Origin of the sequence: Acidovorax sp. sif1233 (assembly GCF_019218755.1) — a bacterium.
Lineage (GTDB): Bacteria > Pseudomonadota > Gammaproteobacteria > Burkholderiales > Burkholderiaceae_C > Acidovorax.
The window spans coordinates 199,215-220,097 of the sequence record NZ_JAHUWZ010000006.1; the positions used below are offsets into that span (position 1 = coordinate 199,215).

Consider the following 20,883-nt stretch of genomic DNA (forward strand, 5'->3'; position numbering starts at 1 on the left):
GGAAACCCCGCTAGGGACGGGATCGTCACACTTTGATACTACGCCCATCGGTTTTCGCCCGATCCGGGTGGCCGCGCCGTGACGAGTCCCACCATGCACCTTCCTGCCCCACTCCGCGCCCTTCGCCCCCTTCGCGCCCGGGCACCGCTGCAACCTGGTACCCGCCGGCGCCGCGGCCGTGGGGCCCTGGGCGCCGCCCTGCTGGCCTGCGCCGCCGCGCTGGCCCCGGCGCACGCGCAGCTGGGCAGCACCGCCCCGGTGCGTGTCGGCGTGGTCGGCCCGTTCACGGGGCCTTCGGCGGATTTCGGGGTGCCCATGCTCAACGGCATCAAGCTCGCGGTGGACGAGATCAACGCCGTGGGCGGCTACCTGGGGCGGCCGCTGGAGCTGGTCATCAAGGACGACGCCGCCAACCCGGACCAGGGCCGCAAGGTCTCGCAGGAGCTGCTGGGCGAGAAGGTGGTCGCCACCATCGGCTTTTGCAACACCGGCGTGGCGCTCAAGGCCATCGACCTGTTCCAGGAGGCCAGGAGCCCGCTCATCGTGCCGTGCTCCACGGGCACGGCGGTCACGGCCAGGTACCCGGCCGCCGACAGCTACATCTTCCGGGTGCAGGCCCGCGACGCGCTGCAGGCGCCCTTCATGGTGGACGACATCGTCAAGCGCGGCTGGGACAAGGTGGCCATCTTCGCCGACAAGACGGGCTACGGCGAGGGCGGCTACAACGACGTGGTGGCGGCGCTGGCGGCCAAGAACCTCAAGCCCGTGCACGTGGCACGCTTCGACCTGGGCGTGAAGGACCTCACGGCCGAGCTCGCGGCCGCCCGCGCCGCGGGCGCCAACGTGGTCTACAGCTATACCGTGGGGCCGGAGAACGCGACCATCGCCAACGGCAAGAAGGCGATGGGCTGGAAGGTGCCCCAGGTGGGCGCGTGGCCGCTGTCCTTCCCGTTCTTCCTTGAAGGGGCCAAGGACGCCGCCGAGGGCGCGCTCATGGTGCAGACCTTCATCGCCGAGCCGAGCAACGAGCGCCGGGCCTCGTTCCTGTCGAGCTACACCCGCAAGTACAACGGCAAGGTGGCCGTGCCCATGGCCGCGGCCAACGCGTACGACGCCACGTACCTGCTGATGTATTCCTTCCTCGGCATCCGCGACGGCAACCTCTCGGGCAAGGCCATCAAGGAATCGCTGGAGGGCAGGATGAAGACCTACTACGGGGTGGTGTCCACCTACGACAGGCCGTTCAGCGTGCAGGACAAGGAGGCCATCACCCGCAACATGCTGGTCATCGGCATGGTCAGGAACGGTGCCATCACCTTCGCCTACCCCGAGGACGCCAAGCGCAACCTGATCGTGCAGCGCAAGCAGTAGTGGCGCGCAAGGGCACCGCCGCGCCGGCGCTCGCGCCGTGCATTCGCCAGGGGTGATGGCCCCCGCCTGACTTTGCGCTGACCGCCGCCGGTGCCCGGCGACCGGCCGCACCGCGCAGCACGGACAATAGCCCCGTGCTCTCCGTCCTGCTCATCACCTTCCCCTTCTTCGCGCTCGTGCTCTGCGGCTACCTGGCCGCGCGGCGCGGCGTGCTGCCCCAGCCGGCCATCCCGGGGCTCAATGCCTTCGTGCTGTATTTCGCGCTGCCGTGCATGCTGTACCGCTTTGGCGCCAGCACGCCCATCGGGCAGCTGCTGGACCCGGCCGTGGCGGGCGTGTACGTGGTGTGCGCACTGGCCATGGTGGGCGGCACGGTGGCGCTCACGCGCAGCGCGCGCATCGGTTGGAACGACGCGGCCTTCGGCGCGCTGGTGGCCGCCTTTCCCAACACGGGCTTCATGGGGGTCCCGCTGCTCGTGGCCTTGCTGGGCGCGCAAAGCGCGGGCCCGGCCATCGTCACCATCGTGGTGGACATGGTCATCACCAGCTCGCTGTGCATCGCGCTGTCGCGGCTGGACGGCGCCGGCACCCACGGCGTGGGCGTGGCGCTGCGCAGCGCCTTCAAGGGCATGGCGACCAACCCCATGCCCTGGTCGATCGCGCTGGGCGCGCTGGCATCGGCCCTGCAGTTCACCCTGCCGGGCCCGGTCGACAAGACCATCGCCATGCTGGCCGATGCGGCCTCGCCCGTGGCGCTGTTCACCATCGGCGCGGTGCTGGCCCGCTCGCAGATGAACCAGCACGAGCAGGTGCCCGCGCGCGACTACGTGCCCATCGCGCTGGCCAAGCTGCTGGTGCACCCGCTGCTGGTGTGGGGCGCGGGCACGGCGGCCATCGCGCTCGGGGTGCCGCTCACGCCGTTCGCGCTCACGGTGCTGGTGCTGCTGGCGGCCCTGCCCAGCGCCAGCAACGTCTCGCTGCTGGCCGAGAAGTTCGGCGCCAACAACGGGCGCGTGGCGCGGATCATCCTGGTGTCCACGGCGCTGGCGTTCCTGAGCTTTTCGGCGGCGGTGGCGCTGCTGGCCTGATTGCTATATTTTCGATAGCTTTCAGCGCTTTCTGGTAAAGCGCTGGGGGCCAAAAAAACTTGAAATTCTGTGCCGCCCTTTACCTGGGGCGCATCCCCTGGCTCCGCCGCAGCCAGGCCCCGGTCGCCAGGAGCACCAGGCAAAGCATCGCCAGCGCCCAGGGCGAGTTGACGGGAATTTGGCTGGGCGCCACCTCTTCGAGCACGAGGTCGTCGTGGTAGCCCGCCGCGTCGAAGGTGAAGAAGCTGCCGGTCTTCAGCGCGATGGTCACCTGGCTCGAGGCGGCGGTGAAGGTGGCATCGAACGGCTCCCACTGGAACTGGAATACCCCGTTGAGCGCGAGGTTCGAGACGTCGCGGCGGGCGATCATCGTGTCCAGCGGGCCGGGCGCGGCGTCGATGGTGGCGGCCCCCACGGCGCCGTCGTAGGCCACGACCTCCCACCAGGTGGCGTTGCCGCCCGCATTGCCCGTCACGCCCCCTGACCAGGCGCCGCGCAGCCGGTACACCCGCCCGGGGGTCACCGCCACGGTCTGGAACAGGCCGCCGTGCGCATTGCCCGCGCCGCTGCCCTTCTTCTGCGCGTGCGAGGTGCCCGCACCCCCGAAGGGGCACTGGGTGGGCACCCAGATGTCGCAATCGTTGCTGTGGATCCAGGTGCCATCCCAGAAGCCCGGCGGCGCCGTCCAGGTGCTCCAGCCGGCCAAGCCGGCGTCGAAGTTGCCGTTGGTGAGCAGGTTCTGGGCGCGCACGGCGGTCCCCCCCGCGAGGAGGGCCAGCAAGATCAGGGCACGAACAATGGCGGTCATTGGCAGGCTTTCTGACGAGGGAAGGGGGAACGGGGCCGGTCGACGGGCCCTGGATGCCGGGTCCACCGGACCCGCGCAGCACAGCCACGCCCCGAGGCGCTGGAGTGCCAGGCCGCAGTATCTGGGGCAAGCCCACGGCATGCAAGTTTTATCGGGCCCGCGCGACCGTGGGCTGCCGATCGCGCCGGACAGGATCAGCGCCCTGGCCTCGAACGGATGGGTGTGGTCGTCCAGCATGCGCGCCCGCATCGCGCGTGACGGTCGGGGGGGCGCAGCGCCCGGGAAGGCCTTCATCCACGCCTGTCGCCGGCGAAACGTCCACTGTGGCGTGGTGCGCACACAATGCTATCGCCTGTGCCACTGCAGCATGGGCGTATCCATCCATTCATGAGGAGACCTCCATGCGTTTTGCGAAGCCTTGTTTTCGGAGCTGGCTGGCAGCGGCCGCCGTTCTTTCCGCCGCCGCCACCGCGCAGGCAGGCCAGGTGTTTGCCGACCAGGCACCCTCGGCCGCGCTGGGCCGCGACGTGAAGTTCACGGTGTATGTGCCCGACGGCTACCAGCCCGGCGGCACGGTGAACTATCCCGTGGTCTACCTGCTGCACGGCGCGGGCGGCGACGAGAACGAATGGCGCACCAAGGGGGGCGCGGTCGAGACCCTGGACGGCCTCATCAAGCGCGGGCTGATCCGCCCGTCGGTCGTGGTCATGCCCACGGCGGGCCCGGCGTCGTGGTGGGCCGACGGCGCGGCCGAGAAGGCGGGCACGGCCATCATGAAAGACCTGCTGCCCTACGTCGAGTCGCGCTACCGCGTGCAAAAGGAGCGCAGCGGCCGGGCCATCGGCGGCCTGTCGATGGGGGGCTACGGCGCGTTGAACCTGTCGCTGCGCAACCCCACGCAGTTCTGCGCCGCGGCGGTGATCAGCCCCGCCATCTATGACCCGCTGCCGCCGGACACCTCGGCGGCACGGCGCACCCCGCAGTTCGTGCGCGACGGGCAGTTTGACCCCGACACCTGGAAGTCGCTGAACTACGCGGCGGCGCTCGACGCCTACAAGGCGGGCACGCCGCGTGTGCCGATGTGGATCGTCTCGGGCGACCACGACTATCTGGGCATCGCTCCCATGTCGGCCACCCTGTACTGGCGGATGTACCAGATTCAGCCCAAGCAGGTGGAGCTGCGCGTGATCGACGGCGACCACGAGTGGCTGGTGTTCCGCGACGCGTTGCCCGACGCCCTGCAGTACGTGGACCGGCAGTGCCGCCAGGGGTGACCGGATGGCCTGCGCGCACCCCGGCCCGGAATCCGCCGGGTGCGAGGATGCGCGGGGCGTGGCGGAATTTGCTATCAATTAAATAGCTATCCGCGCATGTCCATCAAGCGCCAGGGCCATGAAGCCCCTGGATCTTGAGCCTAGATCACCAGCGGGTCCACATCCACCAGCCAGCGCACCAGCCCCTTGTGCGCGGGCTGGGCGCGCGTGGCCTGCAGCACCGGCTGCCAGGCGGCCAGGAAGCGCTGCAGCGCGGCGCGGCTCGGGCTTTCCATCAGCATCTGGGCGCGCTCCACGTTGGCCACGCGCTGGATGGTCAGCGGCACCGGGGGGAACAGCGTGACCGCGTCCAGCCCCGGCAGGCCGGCGGCATGGGCGGCGGCCGTGGCGGCGGCCAGGAAGCCCTGGGCCACCTCCTGCGTGCGGGCATCGGCGCGCACCAGGGCCTGGTAGGCGAACGGGGGCATGGCGGCTTCCTCGCGCTCCTGGAGCTGCTGGGCGGCGAAGGCGGGGTAGTCGTGGGTGCGCAGCGCCTCGTACACCGGGTGCTTGGGGTGGTAGCTCTGGATCCACATCTCGCACTGGGTGCCCTGCGCGGCCATGTAGGCGGCGTCGCGCCCCGCGCGGCCGGCGGCCTGCATGAGCAGCGCGAACAGGCGCTCGGGCGCGCGGAAGTCGCTGCTGAACAGCGCGCCGTCCGGCTGCACGGCCGCCACCAGCGTGATGCGCCGGAAGTCATGGCCCTTGGCGATCATCTGCGTGCCCACGAGCACATCCACCTCGCCCGCGTGCACCTGTGCCAGCTGGGCCTCCAGCGCGCCCTTGGCCTTGGTGGTATCGGCGTCGATGCGGGCGATGCGCGCGGGCGTGCGGTCGGGCCGCAGCACCTCGGACAGCAGGGTGGAGAGCTGCTCCTCCAGCTGCTCCGTGCCCCGCCCCATGGAGTGGATGTCGGGGCTGCCGCAGGTGGGGCAGGCGCGGGGCACGCGCACGGTGTAGCCGCAGTGGTGGCAGCGCAGGGTGCGGTCGGCCTTGTGGAAGACCTGGTGGGCGCTGCAGTGCGGGCAGTCGCTTTTCCAGCCGCAGTCGGCGCAGTGCAGCACGGGGGCGTAGCCGCGCCGGTTGAGCAGCACCATGCTCTGCTCGCCGCGCGCCACGCGTTCGGTGATGGCGGCCAGCAGCGGCGCGCTGAAGATCGCGCGGCGCGGCTGCTGGTTCATGTCCACGCGGCGCACCCGCGCCAGGGCGCCCGCGCCGATCCGGCTGGGCATGGCCAGGCGCGCGTAGCGCCCGCCCTCGGGGTCGTCCGGCGTGGGCGGGCGGCTGGCGTGCCAGCTTTCCAGCGAGGGCGTGGCCGAGCCCAGAAGCACCTTGGCGCCCTGCTCGCGCCCGCGCCAGATGGCCAGGTCGCGCGCGGAGTAGCGGGCGCCCTCCTGCTGCTTGTAGCTGGGGTCGTGCTCCTCGTCGACCACGATGAGCTTGAGGCCCGGCATGCTCGCGAACACCGCCATGCGCGTGCCCAGCACGATGCGCGCGGCGCCGCCGTGCGCGGCCAGCCAGCTCTTGAGGCGCTGGGGGTTCGTCATGCCGCTGTGCAGCGAGACGACGGCCCCCGCGCCGAACCGCGGGGCGAAGCGGGAGACGAAGCGCTCCTCCAGCTGGGGCGTGAGGTTGATCTCGGGCACCATCACCAGCGCCTGCGCCGCCGGGTCCGCCTCCAGCATCTCCTGGGCGCAGCGCAGGTACACCTCGGTCTTGCCGCTGCCGGTGCTGCCGAACAGCAGGAAGGGGCCGGATTCTGAAGAAATCCGGGCCCTGGCGCTTTCCTGTTCAGCGGTGAGTGCTATTGTTTGCATAGCGTCCGTGGTGTCCCCGGCCGCCTTCGCGGGGCGGCGCAGGCGGCGGGCCAGCTGCTCGGGCCGCAAATCGCGCAGCTGGGGCGGCAGGGCCGCCAGCGCCACTTCGCCCAGCGCGCGCTGGTAGTAGCGCGCGGCAAAGGCCACCAGGCGGCGCCAGGGCAGGTCCAGCGGGGCCACGCCCTCCAGCACGCCCGCGATGGGGCGCAGGGTGGCCCCCTCGGGCAACTCGCCGGTGCCCTCGGCCGCGTCCCACACCACGCCCAGCACTTCGCGGCTTCCGAGCGGCACCCGCACCAGCGTGCCGGGCGGCAGGGCCTGGGGGCTGGCGTAGCTGAGCAGGTCCCCCACGCCGCTGTGGGACGGGGTGTGCAGCGCGACGTGGACGATGGCGAGGGAGGCGGACACGGACGGGAGCGAGTTACAGAGGCTTGTGGAGGCGGTGTGGAGGTTCGGGGGCTAAGTGCTTGATTTGTTGGGGCGAGCGAGTAATCCCGTCTTTCTGTGGATAACTTTGTTGACATCCTGCCCCGGCACCCTGCCGACCCGCATGAATACTGGGCCTGAACAGATTGCACACAAAATCGGCAGCTCCAAAAAATCCTTATGAATCAATCATCTGAAGGATTTTCGGTACAAATTCTGTGCTAAGGCTGCCGGGCCCGATTATGTTGCGTCGCATCAAGATTTGTGTGCATAAGTCGAACATCGATCGGCCGTCAAGGCCCGGGGAAGCCCCAAAATTGTGCTAGCCGCCCCATTCCCTGCTGAGGCCTTCCTGCGATGTAGGCCGCAAGTGCTTGATTTGCCTCAGGTTTTGCGAGAAATCCAGAATTTCTGTGGATAACTTTGTTGATATCCCCTGTGTTTGGCGTGCAAGCCCTTGTGCCGCCGTGCTTTCGCCGGAATGCCCGCAAAAAAAGCAGTCCTGCTACATCCTTTGAAATCAATGACTTACGTGCTGGTTGAGAATATTTCCGTTCGGGCCTGCCCGGCGTGCCGCGCCGCGGGGACGGCGCGGGTCCTGCGCCAGTTTTGTGCATAAGTCAGGCCTTCGGCCGCACGGACTGGCTGGAAATGCGCTCGCGCGGCCGGGCATTGTCGCAGGGCGCGGCGGGCGGCCCTGAGGTCGCTTTGCTTCAAGACGGCGGGCAGCGGCCTCGCCAAGATGCCGCCATGGCTTCCTCCTCCTCCTCCCACCCCCCTTTCCCCGCCGAGGCGGCTCCCACGCTGGAGCGCGATGGATTCATGCTGGCCCGGCTGGACGACGTGGTCCAGGCCGCGCGCTCCGACAGCCTGTGGTTCATGACCTTTGGCCTGGCCTGCTGCGCCGTGGAGATGATGCACGCGGCCATGGCGCGCTACGACCTGGACCGCTTCGGCATCATCCCGCGCTCCAGTCCGCGCCACAGCGACCTGATGATCGTGGCCGGCACGCTGACCAACAAGATGGCGCCCGCCATCCGCAAGGTCTACGACCAGATGCCCGAACCCCGCTATGTGATCTCCATGGGCTCGTGCGCCAATGGCGGAGGCTACTACCACTACAGCTACTCGGTGGTGCGGGGCTGCGACCGCATCGTGCCGGTGGACGTGTACGTGCCCGGCTGCCCGCCCACGGCCGAGGCGCTGCTCTACGGCATCCTGCAGCTGCAGGGCCGGATCCGGCGGCCCCGGGTCATCCCGCGCTAGCACCGGCTAGCGCCGCGCGCCAGGCGCCGCTGGCATTTGCGCGGGCCGGCGCAGCAGCCAGTCCGCGTCGTCGGCGGGCTGTTGCGCGTGGGTCCTGAGCGCCGCGGGGGAGCGCTCGTAGAGCGTGCGTGCCTCGCGGCTGAAATGGGCCTGGTCGGCGTAGCCGTGCCGCAAGGCCGCGTCGACGACGCTCGCGCCCGCGTCGCGCATGGCCAGCAGGGCGTGTTCGGCGCGCAGCATGCGCTCGACCTCGCCGGGGCGCAGGCCGGTGATCTGGTGCGCGCGCCGCTGCAGGTGGCGGGGCGTCCAGCCCAGCTCCCGGGCGAGGGCCTGGCGCGCCGGGCGCTCCCAGCGCCCCTGCAGCACGCGCAGCCAGGCCGCATGCTGCCGCGCCACGGCGGCCCAGCGGGGCGCCAGGAACGCCTCGCACAGGGCCATGCGGGCACCGTGGCCGGGGGCGGCGTGCATCGCCTCGAGCCAGCAAAGCCAGTCGGCGCGCCCGGGGCCGGCGGGCAGCCAGTCGCGCGCGTCCTGCACGCGGTCGGTGAGGGGCTGCAGGTCCTGCCCCGTCAGCAGCGCGAGCGCGCCGGGCTGGAAGGCCAGGCAGAAGAAGTCGCCCGCGGGTTCGGAGGTGGAGTGGTAGGCGTGCCGGTGCGCTCCCGAGAGCGCCGTGCGGGGCAGCCATTGGTCCGTGGCCTGGCCCGCGCATTCATGCAGGTGCACGGCGCCGCGCACCAGCCAGAGGATTCCGGGGTACGGGCTGGTCGGCACCCGCGTGTCGCGCGGAGCGCCGGCGGGCAGCGCGGCCAGGTCGCGCCAGATGTAGGCGCGCACGCAGCCGGCGAGCGCGGGCGGGGGCGCCAGCAGGGCCGATGCGGGCAGTGCCGCCATCGCTGGTGACCGGTTCAGCCCTGGCGCTGCGCCCGGGAGTGGCCGTGCACTGCCTCGACCAGCGCGGCCACATGCTCGGGTGGCGTGAACTGGCTGATGCCGTGGCCCAGGTTGAAGATGTGGGTGGGGCCGGTGGTGGTGGGGTCGGTGTGCGGCGTGCCGAAGCTGTCCAGCACGTGGCGCACCTGCTGCGCGATCTGCGCGGGGGGCGCGAACAGCACGTTGGGGTCGATGTTGCCCTGCAGCGCCTTGCCGGGGCCGCCGGCCTGGCCGCCGACGATGGCCCGGGCCTTGCCCAGGTGGGCCGTCCAGTCCAGGCCCAGCACCTCGCAGTCGATGCCCTTCATGTCTTCGAGCCAGATGCCGCCGCCCTTGGTGAAGACGATGCGCGGCACGTCGGTGCCGTCCACGCCGGTGCGCTTCAACTGCGCCAGCACGCGCGTGGTATAGGCCAGGCTGAACTCCTGGAAGGCGCCGTCGGCCAGCACGCCGCCCCAGCTGTCGAAAATCATCACGGCCTGGGCGCCCGCGTCGATCTGGGCATTCAGGTAGGCGGCCACGCTGTCGGCGTTGATGGCCAGGATGCGATGCATGAGGTCGGAGCGGCTGTACATCAGGCTCTTGACGAGGCGGTAGTCGTCGCTGCCCTTGCCCTCGACCATGTAGCAGGCCAGGGTCCAGGGGCTGCCCGAGAAGCCGATCAGCGGCACGCGGCCGTTCAGGGCCTTGCGGATGCTGGTGACGGCGTCAAACACATAGCGCAGCTTGTCCATGTCCGGCACGGCCAGCTGTTCCACAGCGGCTTCGTCGCGCACCACCTTGGCAAAGCGCGGTCCCTCGCCCTCGGCGAACGAGAGCCCCAGGCCCATCGCGTCGGGCACGGTGAGGATGTCGCTGAACAAAATGGCGGCATCCAGCGGAAAACGCTCCAGCGGCTGCAGGGTCACTTCGGTGGCGTAGTCCACATTCGTGGCCAGGCCCATGAAGCTGCCCGCCTGGGCGCGCGTGGCCTTGTATTCCGGCAGATAGCGGCCCGCCTGGCGCATGAGCCACAGGGGGGTGTAGTCGGTGGCTTGGCGGCGGCAGGCGCGCAGGAAGGTGTCGTTGGAGAGGGGTGCAAAGCTCATGCACCGATTGTCGCAGGGTGGGCGGAGGCTCGGCTGATCTGTGCCAAGGGCGCGCCTCTGCCAGCGCCATCGTGGAACCGGCTTTGCCGGGCCACGGGTGGCGTCCCCCCTCAGGGGGAAGACGCGAAGCGGCTCAGGGGGGAGCTATCTCTCGGCGATGTAGTGCGACATGCGCACGACCTCGCCGGGCGCCAAGAAGGCCCGCACTTCCGTCTCCAGCGCCTGGTCGGCCATGGTGGCGCGGGCGCGCTGGTGCAGGTAGTCGGCCCAGGATTCGACGATGAAGCGCTCCACGTAGCGCGAGGGTTCGCCCAGGTCCTTGTACACGCGCCAGAAGGTGGCGCCGTCGCGCCGGCGCGGGGCCTTCATCTGGCTGATGGTGTCGAGGAAGGCGGCGTCGGTGCCGGGCGCGATGCGGTAGCCCACCTCCACGGCCACGGGGCCCGCCTCGGGCAGGGGCTCGGCCTCGATGAACAGCTCATCCCAGGGGGTGGCCTGCGTCACCTCGTGCAGCGCGCCCATGCGCAGCGGCATGGGGCGCGCCAGCAGCAGGCCCACGCCCATGAGCGCGGCGGCCACGTACAGCGTGGGGGCCAGGCCCATGATGTCGGACGCCGCGCCCCAGAACGCCGAGCCCATGGCGAACGCGCCCAGCGCCGCCACCATGTGCATGGCCACGGCGCGCGAGCGCACCCACTGCGGCGCGCTGGCCTGCGTGGCGGTGTTGAAGGTGGACATGGCCGACATCCATGCGGCCCCGGCGAACAGCATCGCGATGTAGACCAGCCAGGCCATCTTGGTCAGCGCCGCGACCAGCATGGCCATGGCGAACACCACCCCGCCCGCGCCCACGATGGCCTCCATGCCAAAGCGCGCGCGCAGGCGCCCCAGCACCAGGCCCACGGCCACGGCCCCGGTGCCCAGGCAACCCATGAGCAGGCCGAAGCCCTGTGCGCCCGTGCCCAGCTGGCGCTGGGCGATCACCGGCAGCAGCGCCCACAGGGCCGAGCCCGCCGCGCTGAAGGCCATCACCCGCACCAGCTGCGCGAGGATGATGCGCGAGTGCCAGGCAAAACGCAGGCCGCTCAAGGTGCCGCCCCACAGGCGTTCGGCCGGCAGCTTGGACGGGGGATGGGCCTTGGGCGGCCAGCGGCGGATGGACTGCCACATCACCAGCGTGGTGGTCACCGTGACGGCGAACACCCAGCCCGCGCCCAGCTGGGCAAACACCAGGCCGGCCATCGTGGGGCCCACGGCGCGCGCGGCGTTGTAGGCAATGCTGACGGCGGTGATGGCCTGCGGCCACTCGTCGCGCGGCACGGGGTCGATGACCGAGGAGTTCCATGCGGGCGTGAGCACGGCCGTGCAGCAGCCGCACACGAACACCAGGAACAGCACCGACGCCGGGCCGCCCCAGCCGCCCAGCACCAGCAGCGTGAGCAGCGCGCTGGCCCCCACCTGCGCCAGCAGCGCGCCGGAGATCAGGCGCCGCCGGTCGGTGGTGTCGGCCAGCACCCCCGCCGGCAAGGCCAGCAGGAACATGGGCATGAACACAGCCGTCTGCACCAGCGCGGCCAGGAACGAGGAGCCCGTGAGCTCCACCATGAGCCAGGCCGCCGCCATGGTCTGCATGCCGCTGCCCACGAAAAAGATGCCACCGCAGATCCACAGCCCCCGGAACGCGGGTTGGCGCAAGGGGCTCCACAAAGAGGTTGGGTGCTGGGACATGAAAGGTGGTCTGCGGGGGGCGTCGTGGTGGGGCCGTCGGGCGGGAGAGACTCGGCTGGGCGGGCGCGCGGCCGCTTTTCGGCTGCGGCGGCATGCGGGATGGAAGGATATCGCCTCATCCCTGTTTTGGGGCGGTGCCGGCGGGATGCCCCTCAGTCGGTGTGCCGTCCGCCCCGCAGCCGGTAGGTGCGCGGCACGTCGGTGCGCGCCGCGACCAGCGCCTCGGCGCGCTGCTGCATGTCGGACAGCGCATGGTCCAGCGCCCGCACATCCGGCGCTTCCAGGCCGGCCAGCAGTTCCTGGTTGAGCGCCTTCACCTGCGGGAACAGCCCGTCGTGCACCGCCTGGCCCGCGGGCGTGAGGGTCAGCACGGCCTGGCGCCGGTCGCCGGGCATGGCGTCGCGGGTGATGAGTTTCTTGGCCAGCAGCGAGGTGACGGCCCGCGAGGTGCGTGCGCGGTCCAGTCCCAGGCGCCGGGCCAGCTCGGCCGGGGGCATGCCGGGGTGCTGGGCCAGCATCATGAGCAGGCCCCACTCGCGCCGCGTGACGCCGTAGCCGCCCTCGCACAGCCGCACCACCAGGCTGCCCGCCACGGCGAGCAGGCGGTTGAGCCGGTACATCAGCAGGTCGTTGGCGGCCTGCGGGTCGGTCAGGCGGTGGCCGGGCGGTGCGGGCATCAGGGTATTTCCGGGCGAGAATTGATTAGATCAATTGATTGTGTGGCCAATACAGTGCGCCCATCAACCTCACCACCTGCGCGGCCGCGCAGGGCCCATGCCCTTGCCCTGGAGATATTTCGACCATGTGGAAACCCCTTGCCTTTGCGTTCGCCGCCGCGCTTGCCCTGTCCGCGTCCCTGGTCCAGGCGCAGGAGACGCCCCTGCGCATCGTGGTGGGCTATGCGCCCGGGGGCGCCACCGACCGCGTGGCCCGCATCGTGGCCGACAAGCTGGGCACCAAGCTCGGCACACCCGTGATCGTGGAGAACAAGACCGGGGCGGGCGGCCGCCTCTCGGCCCAGGCCGTGAAGGCCGCGCCCGCCAACCAGCCCACCCTGCTGCTGGCCAACCCCGCCGTGATGCTGGTGGCGCCCCTGGTGTTCCCCGATGCGGGCTATGACCCCGAGCGCGACTTCCGTCCCGTGAGCCACGTCAACAGCTACGAGTTCGGCGTGGCCGTGGCCAGCGCCGTGCCCGTGAAGGAGCTGCCGCACCTGATGGCCTGGCTGCGCGCCAACCCGGACAAGGCCAACTTCGGCGTGCCCGCCACGGGCAGCCTGCCGCATTTCTTCGGGCTGATGGTGGGCGATGCCGCCAAGGTGCGCGCCGAGGTGGTGGGCTACCGGGGCTCGGCGCCGCTGCTCAACGACCTGCTGGGCGGGCAGGTGCCCGTGGCGTTCGACACCTTCGACACCCTGCTGCCCCAGCACGAGGCCGGCAAGATTCGCATCCTGGCCGTGTCGAGCGCCAAGCGCAGCCCGCTGGACCCGAAGATTCCCACCTTCAAGGAAGCCGGCATGGACCTGGCCGCCACCGGCTGGAACACCTTCTTCGCCCCGATGAGCATGCCCAAGGCCCAGGCCGAACGCCTGGCCGGGCTGATCGTGGAGGTGATGAAGGACCCCGACACCCAGCGCAAGTTCGAGACCGCCAAGATGGAACCCGTGGTGGCGACCATGGCCCAGACCGATGCCATGCTCAAGGCCTACCGCGCGCAGTGGGCGCCGGTCGTGCAGCGCTCGGGCTTCAAGCCTTGACAGGAAGCACCCCCTGAGCGGCTTTGCCGCTTCCCCCTCGAAGGGGACGGCGGCCTTGCTGCGGGGCGGCCCTTGCTTGCCGCCCCTCGCCTCGGCCGTGCCTGTTGCAAAGGCAATGGGCGCGGTTTAGTGAAACTGGACTTCGAGATGACCATCAAAACCCGCCCCAACATCATCTTCATCGTCGCCGACGACCTGGGCTATGCCGACCTGGGCTGCTACGGCGGGCGCGAAGCGGCCTTCGGCCCGGTCTCGCCCGTGCTCGACGGCCTGGCCGCGCAGGGCTTGAAGCTCACCCAGGGTTATTCCAACTCGCCCGTGTGCTCGCCCACGCGCTTCGCGCTGATGACGGCGCGCTACCAGTACCGCCTGCGCGGCGCGGCCGAGGAGCCCATCAACAGCAAGAGCCGGGGAAGCACCACGCTGGGCCTGCCGCCGTCGCACCCCACGCTGCCCTCGCTGCTGCGCGCGGGCGGCTACCGCACGGCGCTGATGGGCAAATGGCACCTGGGCTACCCGCCGGCCTTCGGGCCGCTGCAGTCAGGCTACGAAGAGTTCTTCGGCCCCATGTCGGGCGGGGTGGACTACTTCACGCACTGCAGTTCCAACGGCACCCATGACCTGTACCTGGGCGAAGAGGAAAAACAGCAGGACGGCTACCTCACCGACCTCATCACCGACCATGCGCTCGGCTACGTGGAGCGCATGGCGCCGGGCGCACAGGCCGGCACGCCGTTCTTTCTGAGCCTGCACTACACGGCGCCCCACTGGCCGTGGGAGACGCGCGATGACGGGGCGCTGGCGCAGGAGGTGAAGGGCAACCTCTTCCACCTGCATGGCGGCAACATCGAGACCTACCGCCGCATGATCCACCACATGGATGAAGGTATTGGCCGCCTGATGGACGCGCTGCGCCGCCACGGCATCGAGCGCGACACGCTGGTGGTCTTCACCAGCGACAACGGCGGCGAGCGCTTCTCGGACAACTGGCCCCTGGTGGGCGGCAAGATGGACCTGACCGAAGGCGGCATCCGCGTGCCGTGGATCGCCCACTGGCCCGCCGTGATCGCACCGGGCGGCGTGAGCCCGCAGACCTGCATGACCATGGACTGGTCGGCCACGATGCTCGATGCGGCCGGCGTGGCGGCGCATGGGGACTACCCGCTCGACGGCCGCTCGCTGATGCCGCTGCTGCGCGATGCCGCCCTGCACGATGCGCCGCCCCTGTTCTGGCGCATGAACCACCGGGGCCAGCGCGCCATGCGCCAGGGCGACTGGAAATACCTGCGTGTGGACGGCAACGACTACCTGTTCGATCTGTCGCAGGACGAACGCGAGCGCGCCAACCGGGCTCCCGTGGAACCCGAGCGGCTGCGGACGATGCGCGCGGCCTGGGAGGCATGGAATGCGTCCATGCCCGCGATCCCGGACGACGCGACGGTGAGCCTGGGCTACTCGGTCAAGGACATGCCGCAGCGGTGACGGGCGGCCGGCGGGGCTGTCGGCTATGGTGTGGGGGGCGCATGCCATCCGCCCGCCTTCCTTCCGAATCCATGCCTTGAAGATGCCCCCGTTGACTTCCTTTCCCCTGCGCGCGCCCATCGCCGTGTTTCTGGCGGGGCTCGCGGCCGCGCTGCACATCGGCAAGATCCCACCCGCCATCACCGTGCTGCGGGAGACGCTGGGGGTCTCGCTGGTCGAGGCGGGCTTCCTGCTGTCGGCGGTCCAGCTGGCGGGCATGCTGCTCGGCGTTCTGGTGGGGGCGCTGGCCGATGGTTTTGGCCTGCGGCGCAGCATGCTGTATGGGCTGGGCGTGTTGTGTATCGCCAGCCTGGCGGGCGTGGGGGCCCGCCATCCGGCGGACCTGCTGGCATTGCGGGCGCTGGAGGGGCTGGGTTTCCTGTGGGTTGTGCTGCCGGCGCCCAGCTTGATGCGGCAGCTGGTGCCCGCTGCCAGGCTGCCCGCCTTCATGGGGCTGTGGGGTGCCTACATGCCCGCCGGCGTTGCCCTGGCGCTTCTGGCGGGGCCGGTGGTCATGGGGCTGTGGAGCTGGCAGGCCTGGTGGGGTCTGCTGGGTGTGCTGGCGGGCTGCGCGGGGCTCTGGCTGGCCCTCGCCGTTGGCCCGGATGCGCTGCGCGCCACCGTGGCGCGGCCGCGCACGGACGCGCCGTCTCCCGCGGTGGTCCTTCTGGCGCGGCGGCTGCGGCTCACCCTGGCCAGTCCCGGGCCCTGGGTGGTGGCGGTGGCGTTTGGCATGTACTCCTGCCAGTGGCTGGCCGTCATCGGGTTTCTGCCCTCCATCTACATGCAGGCGGGCGTCAGCGGCGTGGCTGCCGGTGCGCTGACCGCACTGGCCTGCGCGGCCAACGTGGTGGGGAACCTGGGGGCCGGTGGCTTGATGCGGGCGGGTTGGCGCACGCACCGTCTGTTGTCCCTCGGTTTCGGCGGCACGGCATTGGCCACGGTGGTGGCCTTCAGCCCCTTGGCGGGGGATGGCGCGGTTCTTCGGTTCGCTGCCGTGGTGGCGTTTTCAGCGGTGGGCGGGGTGATTCCGGCCACCTTGTTTGCCCTGGCGGTCCGGGTGGCGCCCAGCGAGCACACGGTGTCCACCACGATGGGCTGGGTGCAGCAGTGCTCGGCCTGTGGCCAGTTCCTGGGCCCGCCGCTGGTGGCCTGGGTGGCGGGCCTGGCGGGCGGCTGGCATTTCACCTGGGCGGTCACCGGCGTGGCTTCGGTGGTGGGCCTGGGGCTGTCGTGGTGGGTACGTCGGCAGCACCCGGCCTGAGACCGCAAACATGTCCTGGCGGAGCGGGCAGGGGCCGCGGCGCCCCGCCACCTGCCGCCCGCCCGATCACGCTGCCGCAGCGGACCCCGCCTGCACATGCTCGCGCCGCTGCACGATCACGAAGCGGTCGGCCACGAAGGCCAGGTTGGTGTAGCTGGCGTTGGCGGCCGGGTTGCCCCCCGTGGCGTGGTAGTCCGAGAACGAGGCCGACTGGTTCACGAACACCCCCTGCGTGAGGTTGATGGACAGGGCCACGCGCGTGCGCCGGCCCAGGGCGATGGCGGCGTCGATGTAGGCGCGGTCGGTGGAGTACACGCCCAGGGTCAGTGCGCCATGCGCGCGCAGCGTGGCCTCGGCCACCTGCAGGCTGGCGGCGCCCGAATCGGTGGCCACCAGGTAGGACACGGGGCCGAAGCATTCCTGGCCGTAGATGGCGCTGTCGGCCTGCTCCAGCGCCACGATCACGGGCGTGTGGATCTGTGCGTTCGCGAACTCGGGGTGGGGCAGGGCGCGCGAGGCCAGCACCAGGTGGCCCTGGCCGCTGGCCCGCTGCATGCGCGCCACGGTCTCGGGCGAGCCCACGGCGCCCAGCACCGAGGTGGCCACGCGCGGGTTCGAGGCCAGCTCGGTCACGGCGGCGGCGAGGTCCGCGCACACCTGCTCGAAGCTCTTGTGCCCTTCGTCGGTGGCGATGCCGCCGCGCGGCACCAGGAGGTTCTGCGTGGTGGTGCACATCTGGCCGCTGTACAGCGACAGCGTGAACGCCAGGTTGCGCAGCAGGGCCGCGTACTGGTCGGTGGATTCGAGGATCACCGTGTTCACTCCGGCCATCTCGGCATACACGCGCGCCTGGCGGGCGTTGTCGATGAGCCAGCGGCCGAACTGGTTGCTGCCCGTGAAGTCGATGCTGGCCACCGCGCTGTGCGTGGCCAGGGCCTGGGTGTCTTCGGCGCGGGGGCTCAAGGCCAGGGTCACGGTGTTCGGGTCCAGCCCCTGCTCGGCCAGCACCTCGCGCAGGATGTTCACCGAGATCGCGGCCGGCAGCACGGCATGGGGATGGGGCTTGACGATGACCGGGTTGCCCGTGGCCAGCGCGGCGAACAGGCCGGGGTAGGTGTTCCAGGTGGGGAAGGTGGCGCAGCCGACCACCAGCGCGACGCCGCGGCCCACGATCTCGTAGTGCTTTTGCATCACCAGCGGCGGGTTCTTGCCCTGGGGCTTGTCCCACAGCGCCTCGCCGGGCACGTCGGCCATGGCCTTCCAGGCGTAGGCGATGGCTTCGAGCGCGCGGTCCTGGGCGTGCGGGCCGCCGGCCTGGAAGGCCATCATCGGGCCCTGGCCGGTGGTCAGCATCACGGCGTGGGCGATCTCATGGCTGCGGCGGTGGATGCGCATGAGCGCCTCCAGCAGCACGCCCACGCGGCCTTGCGCGCCCAGTGCCTGCCACGCGGGTTCGGCCGCCTGGGCCGCTGCCACCAGCGCGTGCACGTCGCAGTCGGGGTAGCGCACATCCAGCGCCACGCCGTAGGGCGAGCGTTCTGTCGCCAGCCGGCCCTGTTCACCGGGCTGCTGCAGCGGGAAATCCTTGCCCAGCAGGGCGGCCACGGCCGCCTGGCCGTCGGCCTGGCCGGTCTCGCCATAGACCTTGGGCGAGGGCGATTCGGGGAAGGGCGTCCAGTGGCCGCGCGTGGCCAGTGCGTCCAGGGCGCCATCGAGCAGGGCACGGTGCGTATCGAACAGGGGCATGTATTTGTCTCCGTTAAGGGTTTGCCCTGAGGGGTTTGACTTGTGTCAGGGTTGTGGAAAGTTTATTCTCTACCGAACGGTCGGTCAATAATGTTTGCGGCCGATCAATACAACGTTTCCCCACTTTGGTAGGCAGGAGCATCCATGTCTGAACCCCTTGTCCTTGTGACGCAGTCGGGCGCCGTGCAAACACTGGCGCTCCACCGGCCCGCCGCGCTCAACAGCTTTACCGCCGAGTTGCATGCGCAACTGCTGGACGCCCTGGAGGCCGCTGCGGCTAACACCGAGGTGCGCTGCGTGGTGCTCACGGGCACGGGCCGGGCCTTCTGCGCCGGGCAGGACCTGGCCGACCCGGCCGTGGCGCCCGACCTCACGCCCGGCGCCGCGCCCAAGGACCTGGGTGAAGTGATCGAGAAACTCTACGGCCCGCTGTGCCTGCGCATCCGCAGCATGCCCATCCCCGTGGTGGCCGCCGTCAACGGCGTGGCCGCCGGCGCGGGCGCCAACCTGGCGCTCTCGTGCGACCTGGTGCTGGCTGCGCGCTCGGCCAGCTTCATCCAGGCCTTCACCAAGATCGGGCTGGTGCCCGACACCGGCGGCACCTGGCTGCTGCCGCGCCTGGTGGGCCGTGCGCAGGCCCTGGGCCTGGCGCTGCTGGGCGACAAGCTGCCCGCGGCCGATGCCGAGCGCCTGGGCCTGATCTGGCGCTGCGTGGACGATGCGGCCCTGCAGGACGAAGCGCAGGCCCTGGCCCAGCGCCTGGCCGCCATGCCCGTCAAGGCGCTGGTCGCCACGCGCAACGCGATGGATGCGGCGGCACTGATGGACTACGGCCAGGCCCTGGCCCGTGAGGCGGCCGTGCAGCGCACGCTGGGCGCCTCGGCCGACTACCGCGAGGGCGTCGAGGCCTTCATCGGCAAGCGCGCTCCCGTGTTCAAAGACCGCTGAGCGACCCATGGATTCCTCGACCTCCCCACTGGACCCCCAGGCCATCGCCGAGCACGTGCGCACCGGCATGCTCGCCAACGACCGCGCCACGCAGGGCCTGGGCATCGCCATCACGGCCATTGCACCGGGCCGGGCCACGCTCGAGATGACCGTGCGTGCCGACATGCTCAACGGCTTTGCCATCTGCCACGGCGGCTTCATCACCACGCTGGCCGATTCGGCGTTCGCCTTCTCGTGCAATGCGCGCAACGACATGACCGTGGCCTCGGGCCTGTCCATCGACTTCCTGGCGCCCGCGCGCGAGGGCGACCGCCTCACCGCCGTGGCCACCGAGGTCTCGCTCGCCGGCCGCACCGGCGTCTACGACGTGAACGTGCACAACCAGCGCGGCGAGGCCATCGCGGTGTTCCGCGGCCGCTCGTACTGCATGAAGGGCAAGCACACCGTGCCGCTTGCCGATGCCGCCGGCCGCTGACCCCATCACCATTACAGGAGACATCCATGGCCGTGCGCCACCCCGCTCCAGGCGACCTGGAGCCCATCGAAACCGCCAGCCGCGATGAAGTCCAGGCGCTGCAGCTGCAGCGCCTGCGCTGGACGCTGCAGCACGCCTACGACAACGTGCCGCACTACCGGCGCGCCTTCGATGCCAAGGGCGTGCACCCGTCGGACCTGACGCAGCTGTCCGACCTCTCCAGGTTCCCCTTCACCGTCAAGAAGGACCTGCGCGACAACTACCCCTTCGGCATGTTCGCCGTGCCGCGCGAAAAGGTGGCGCGCATCCATGCCTCCTCGGGCACCACGGGCAAGCCCACGGTGGTGGGCTACACCCTGAAGGACATCGACACCTGGGCCGACCTGGTGGCACGGTCCATCCGCGCAGCGGGTGGGCGCGCTGGCGACCTGATCCATGTGGCCTATGGCTACGGCCTGTTCACGGGCGGCCTGGGCGCGCACTACGGCGCCGAGCGCGCAGGCTGCACGGTGATCCCCATGTCGGGCGGCCAGACCGAAAAGCAGGTGCAGCTGATCCGCGACTTCGGACCCAGCATCATCATGGTCACGCCGTCCTACATGCAGGTCATCAACGAGGAATTCGTGCGCCAGGGGCTGGACCCGCGCGAGAGCTCGCTCAAGGTCGGCATCTTCGGCGCCGAGCCCTGGACCGAGGCCATGCGCCGCGAGATCGAGACCAAGGCCGGCATCGACGCGGTGGACATCTACGGCCTGTCCGAAGTGATGGGCCCGGGCGTGGCCAGCGAGTGCATCGAGAGCAAGGACGGCCCCGTGGTCTGGGAAGACCATTTCTACCCCGAGATCATCGACCCCGAGACGGGCGAGGTTCTGCCCGACGGCCAGGAGGGCGAACTCGTCTTCACCTCGCTGAGCAAGGAGGCGCTGCCCATGATCCGCTACCGCACGCGCGACCTCACGCGCCTCTTGCCGCCGACCTCGCGCGCTTTCCGCCGCATGGGCAAGATCGTGGGCCGCTCGGACGACATGCTCATCATCCGCGGCGTGAACGTGTTCCCCACGCAGATCGAAGAGATCGTGCTGCAGAACGAGAAGCTGTCGGGCCAGTACCAGATCCTGGTGGCGCGCGACGGCAACCTCGACCAGGTCACCGTGCGCTGCGAGTTGCAGCCCGGCGTGGCCGACGGCGAGCGCCCCGACCTCACCGGCTGGGTGCAGCACCGCATCAAGACCCTGGTGGGCATCACCTGCCAGGTCGAGGTGCTGGCCACCGATTCCATCGAACGCACGCTGGTGGGCAAGGCCCGCCGCGTGATCGACCAGCGCCCACGCTAACCCT

17 protein-coding genes are annotated in these 20,883 nt (G+C 70.4%); 10 read left to right on the forward strand and 7 right to left on the reverse strand.

Annotation, left to right across the window (positions count from 1 at the left end; genetic code table 11):
- The first annotated feature begins 93 nt into the window (after positions 1-93).
- Both KW843_RS19965 and KW843_RS19970 read left to right on the forward strand, forming a co-directional pair.
- A complete protein-coding gene (locus tag KW843_RS19965) occupies positions 94-1,371 on the forward strand; it encodes an ABC transporter substrate-binding protein (RefSeq protein WP_255594835.1) in 1,278 nt (425 codons plus the stop codon).
- Between the two features lie 134 nt (positions 1,372-1,505).
- Positions 1,506-2,459: an AEC family transporter gene (locus KW843_RS19970; RefSeq protein ID WP_218296889.1), complete on the forward strand. Its 954-nt coding sequence runs from the start codon at positions 1,506-1,508 to the stop codon at positions 2,457-2,459.
- Positions 2,460-2,538: 79 nt separating this feature from the next.
- Here the strand turns inward: KW843_RS19970 and KW843_RS19975 are convergent, their stop codons facing one another.
- A complete protein-coding gene (locus tag KW843_RS19975; protein ID WP_218296890.1) occupies positions 2,539-3,267 on the reverse strand; it encodes a hypothetical protein in 729 nt (242 codons plus the stop codon).
- Between the two features lie 401 nt (positions 3,268-3,668).
- Between KW843_RS19975 and KW843_RS19980 the strand changes: the two genes are divergently transcribed.
- Positions 3,669-4,541: an esterase family protein gene (locus tag KW843_RS19980; protein ID WP_218296891.1), complete on the forward strand. Its 873-nt coding sequence runs from the start codon at positions 3,669-3,671 to the stop codon at positions 4,539-4,541.
- A 140-nt stretch (positions 4,542-4,681) separates the two neighbouring features.
- On the opposite strand, the gene priA is transcribed toward KW843_RS19980, so the two are convergent.
- A complete protein-coding gene (priA, locus tag KW843_RS19985; protein WP_218296892.1) occupies positions 4,682-6,805 on the reverse strand; it encodes a primosomal protein N' in 2,124 nt (707 codons plus the stop codon).
- Between the two features lie 840 nt (positions 6,806-7,645).
- Between priA and KW843_RS19990 the strand changes: the two genes are divergently transcribed.
- A complete protein-coding gene (locus tag KW843_RS19990) occupies positions 7,646-8,089 on the forward strand; it encodes an NADH-quinone oxidoreductase subunit B family protein (RefSeq protein WP_370627860.1) in 444 nt (147 codons plus the stop codon).
- A gap of 6 nt (positions 8,090-8,095) precedes the next feature.
- On the opposite strand, the gene KW843_RS19995 is transcribed toward KW843_RS19990, so the two are convergent.
- The 4 genes from KW843_RS19995 to KW843_RS20010 all read right to left on the reverse strand — a co-directional run bounded on the left by KW843_RS19995 (position 8,096) and on the right by KW843_RS20010 (position 12,512).
- Positions 8,096-8,980: a helix-turn-helix transcriptional regulator gene (locus tag KW843_RS19995; protein ID WP_218296894.1), complete on the reverse strand. Its 885-nt coding sequence runs from the start codon at positions 8,978-8,980 to the stop codon at positions 8,096-8,098.
- A 14-nt stretch (positions 8,981-8,994) separates the two neighbouring features.
- Complete coding sequence (hemE, locus tag KW843_RS20000; protein ID WP_218296895.1) at positions 8,995-10,107, reverse strand: uroporphyrinogen decarboxylase; 1,113 nt, start codon at positions 10,105-10,107, stop codon at positions 8,995-8,997.
- 144 nt (positions 10,108-10,251) lie between these two features.
- Entirely contained in the window at positions 10,252-11,835 is a 1,584-nt protein-coding gene (locus KW843_RS20005; protein WP_218296896.1) for an MFS transporter, read from the reverse strand.
- 152 nt (positions 11,836-11,987) lie between these two features.
- Entirely contained in the window at positions 11,988-12,512 is a 525-nt protein-coding gene (locus KW843_RS20010; RefSeq protein WP_218296897.1) for a MarR family winged helix-turn-helix transcriptional regulator, read from the reverse strand.
- Positions 12,513-12,637: 125 nt separating this feature from the next.
- Between KW843_RS20010 and KW843_RS20015 the strand changes: the two genes are divergently transcribed.
- The 3 genes from KW843_RS20015 (at position 12,638) to KW843_RS20025 (ending at position 16,376) form a co-directional block, all read left to right on the forward strand.
- Positions 12,638-13,591, forward strand: coding sequence for a tripartite tricarboxylate transporter substrate-binding protein (locus KW843_RS20015; protein ID WP_218296898.1), 954 nt, complete (start codon positions 12,638-12,640; stop codon positions 13,589-13,591).
- Positions 13,592-13,738: 147 nt separating this feature from the next.
- A complete protein-coding gene (locus KW843_RS20020) occupies positions 13,739-15,073 on the forward strand; it encodes a sulfatase (RefSeq protein ID WP_218296899.1) in 1,335 nt (444 codons plus the stop codon).
- A gap of 82 nt (positions 15,074-15,155) precedes the next feature.
- The gene (locus KW843_RS20025; protein ID WP_218297007.1) at positions 15,156-16,376 is read left to right on the forward strand and encodes an MFS transporter; all 1,221 of its coding nucleotides are present in this window, start codon (positions 15,156-15,158) and stop codon (positions 16,374-16,376) included.
- A gap of 66 nt (positions 16,377-16,442) precedes the next feature.
- On the opposite strand, the gene paaN is transcribed toward KW843_RS20025, so the two are convergent.
- Positions 16,443-18,122, reverse strand: a complete 1,680-nt coding sequence (paaN, locus tag KW843_RS20030; RefSeq protein ID WP_218296900.1) for a phenylacetic acid degradation protein PaaN — start codon at positions 18,120-18,122, stop codon at positions 16,443-16,445.
- 144 nt (positions 18,123-18,266) lie between these two features.
- Here paaN and KW843_RS20035 point away from each other — a divergent pair, with 144 nt between their 5' ends.
- Genes KW843_RS20035 through paaK form a run of 3 tightly spaced genes read left to right on the forward strand, consistent with a single transcriptional unit; the run spans position 18,267 to position 20,879 of the window.
- Positions 18,267-19,070, forward strand: coding sequence for an enoyl-CoA hydratase-related protein (locus KW843_RS20035; protein WP_218296901.1), 804 nt, complete (start codon positions 18,267-18,269; stop codon positions 19,068-19,070).
- 7 nt (positions 19,071-19,077) lie between these two features.
- Entirely contained in the window at positions 19,078-19,545 is a 468-nt protein-coding gene (gene paaI, locus KW843_RS20040) for a hydroxyphenylacetyl-CoA thioesterase PaaI (RefSeq protein ID WP_218296902.1), read from the forward strand.
- A 26-nt stretch (positions 19,546-19,571) separates the two neighbouring features.
- A complete protein-coding gene (gene paaK, locus KW843_RS20045; RefSeq protein WP_218296903.1) occupies positions 19,572-20,879 on the forward strand; it encodes a phenylacetate--CoA ligase PaaK in 1,308 nt (435 codons plus the stop codon).
- Positions 20,880-20,883 lie beyond the last annotated feature (4 nt).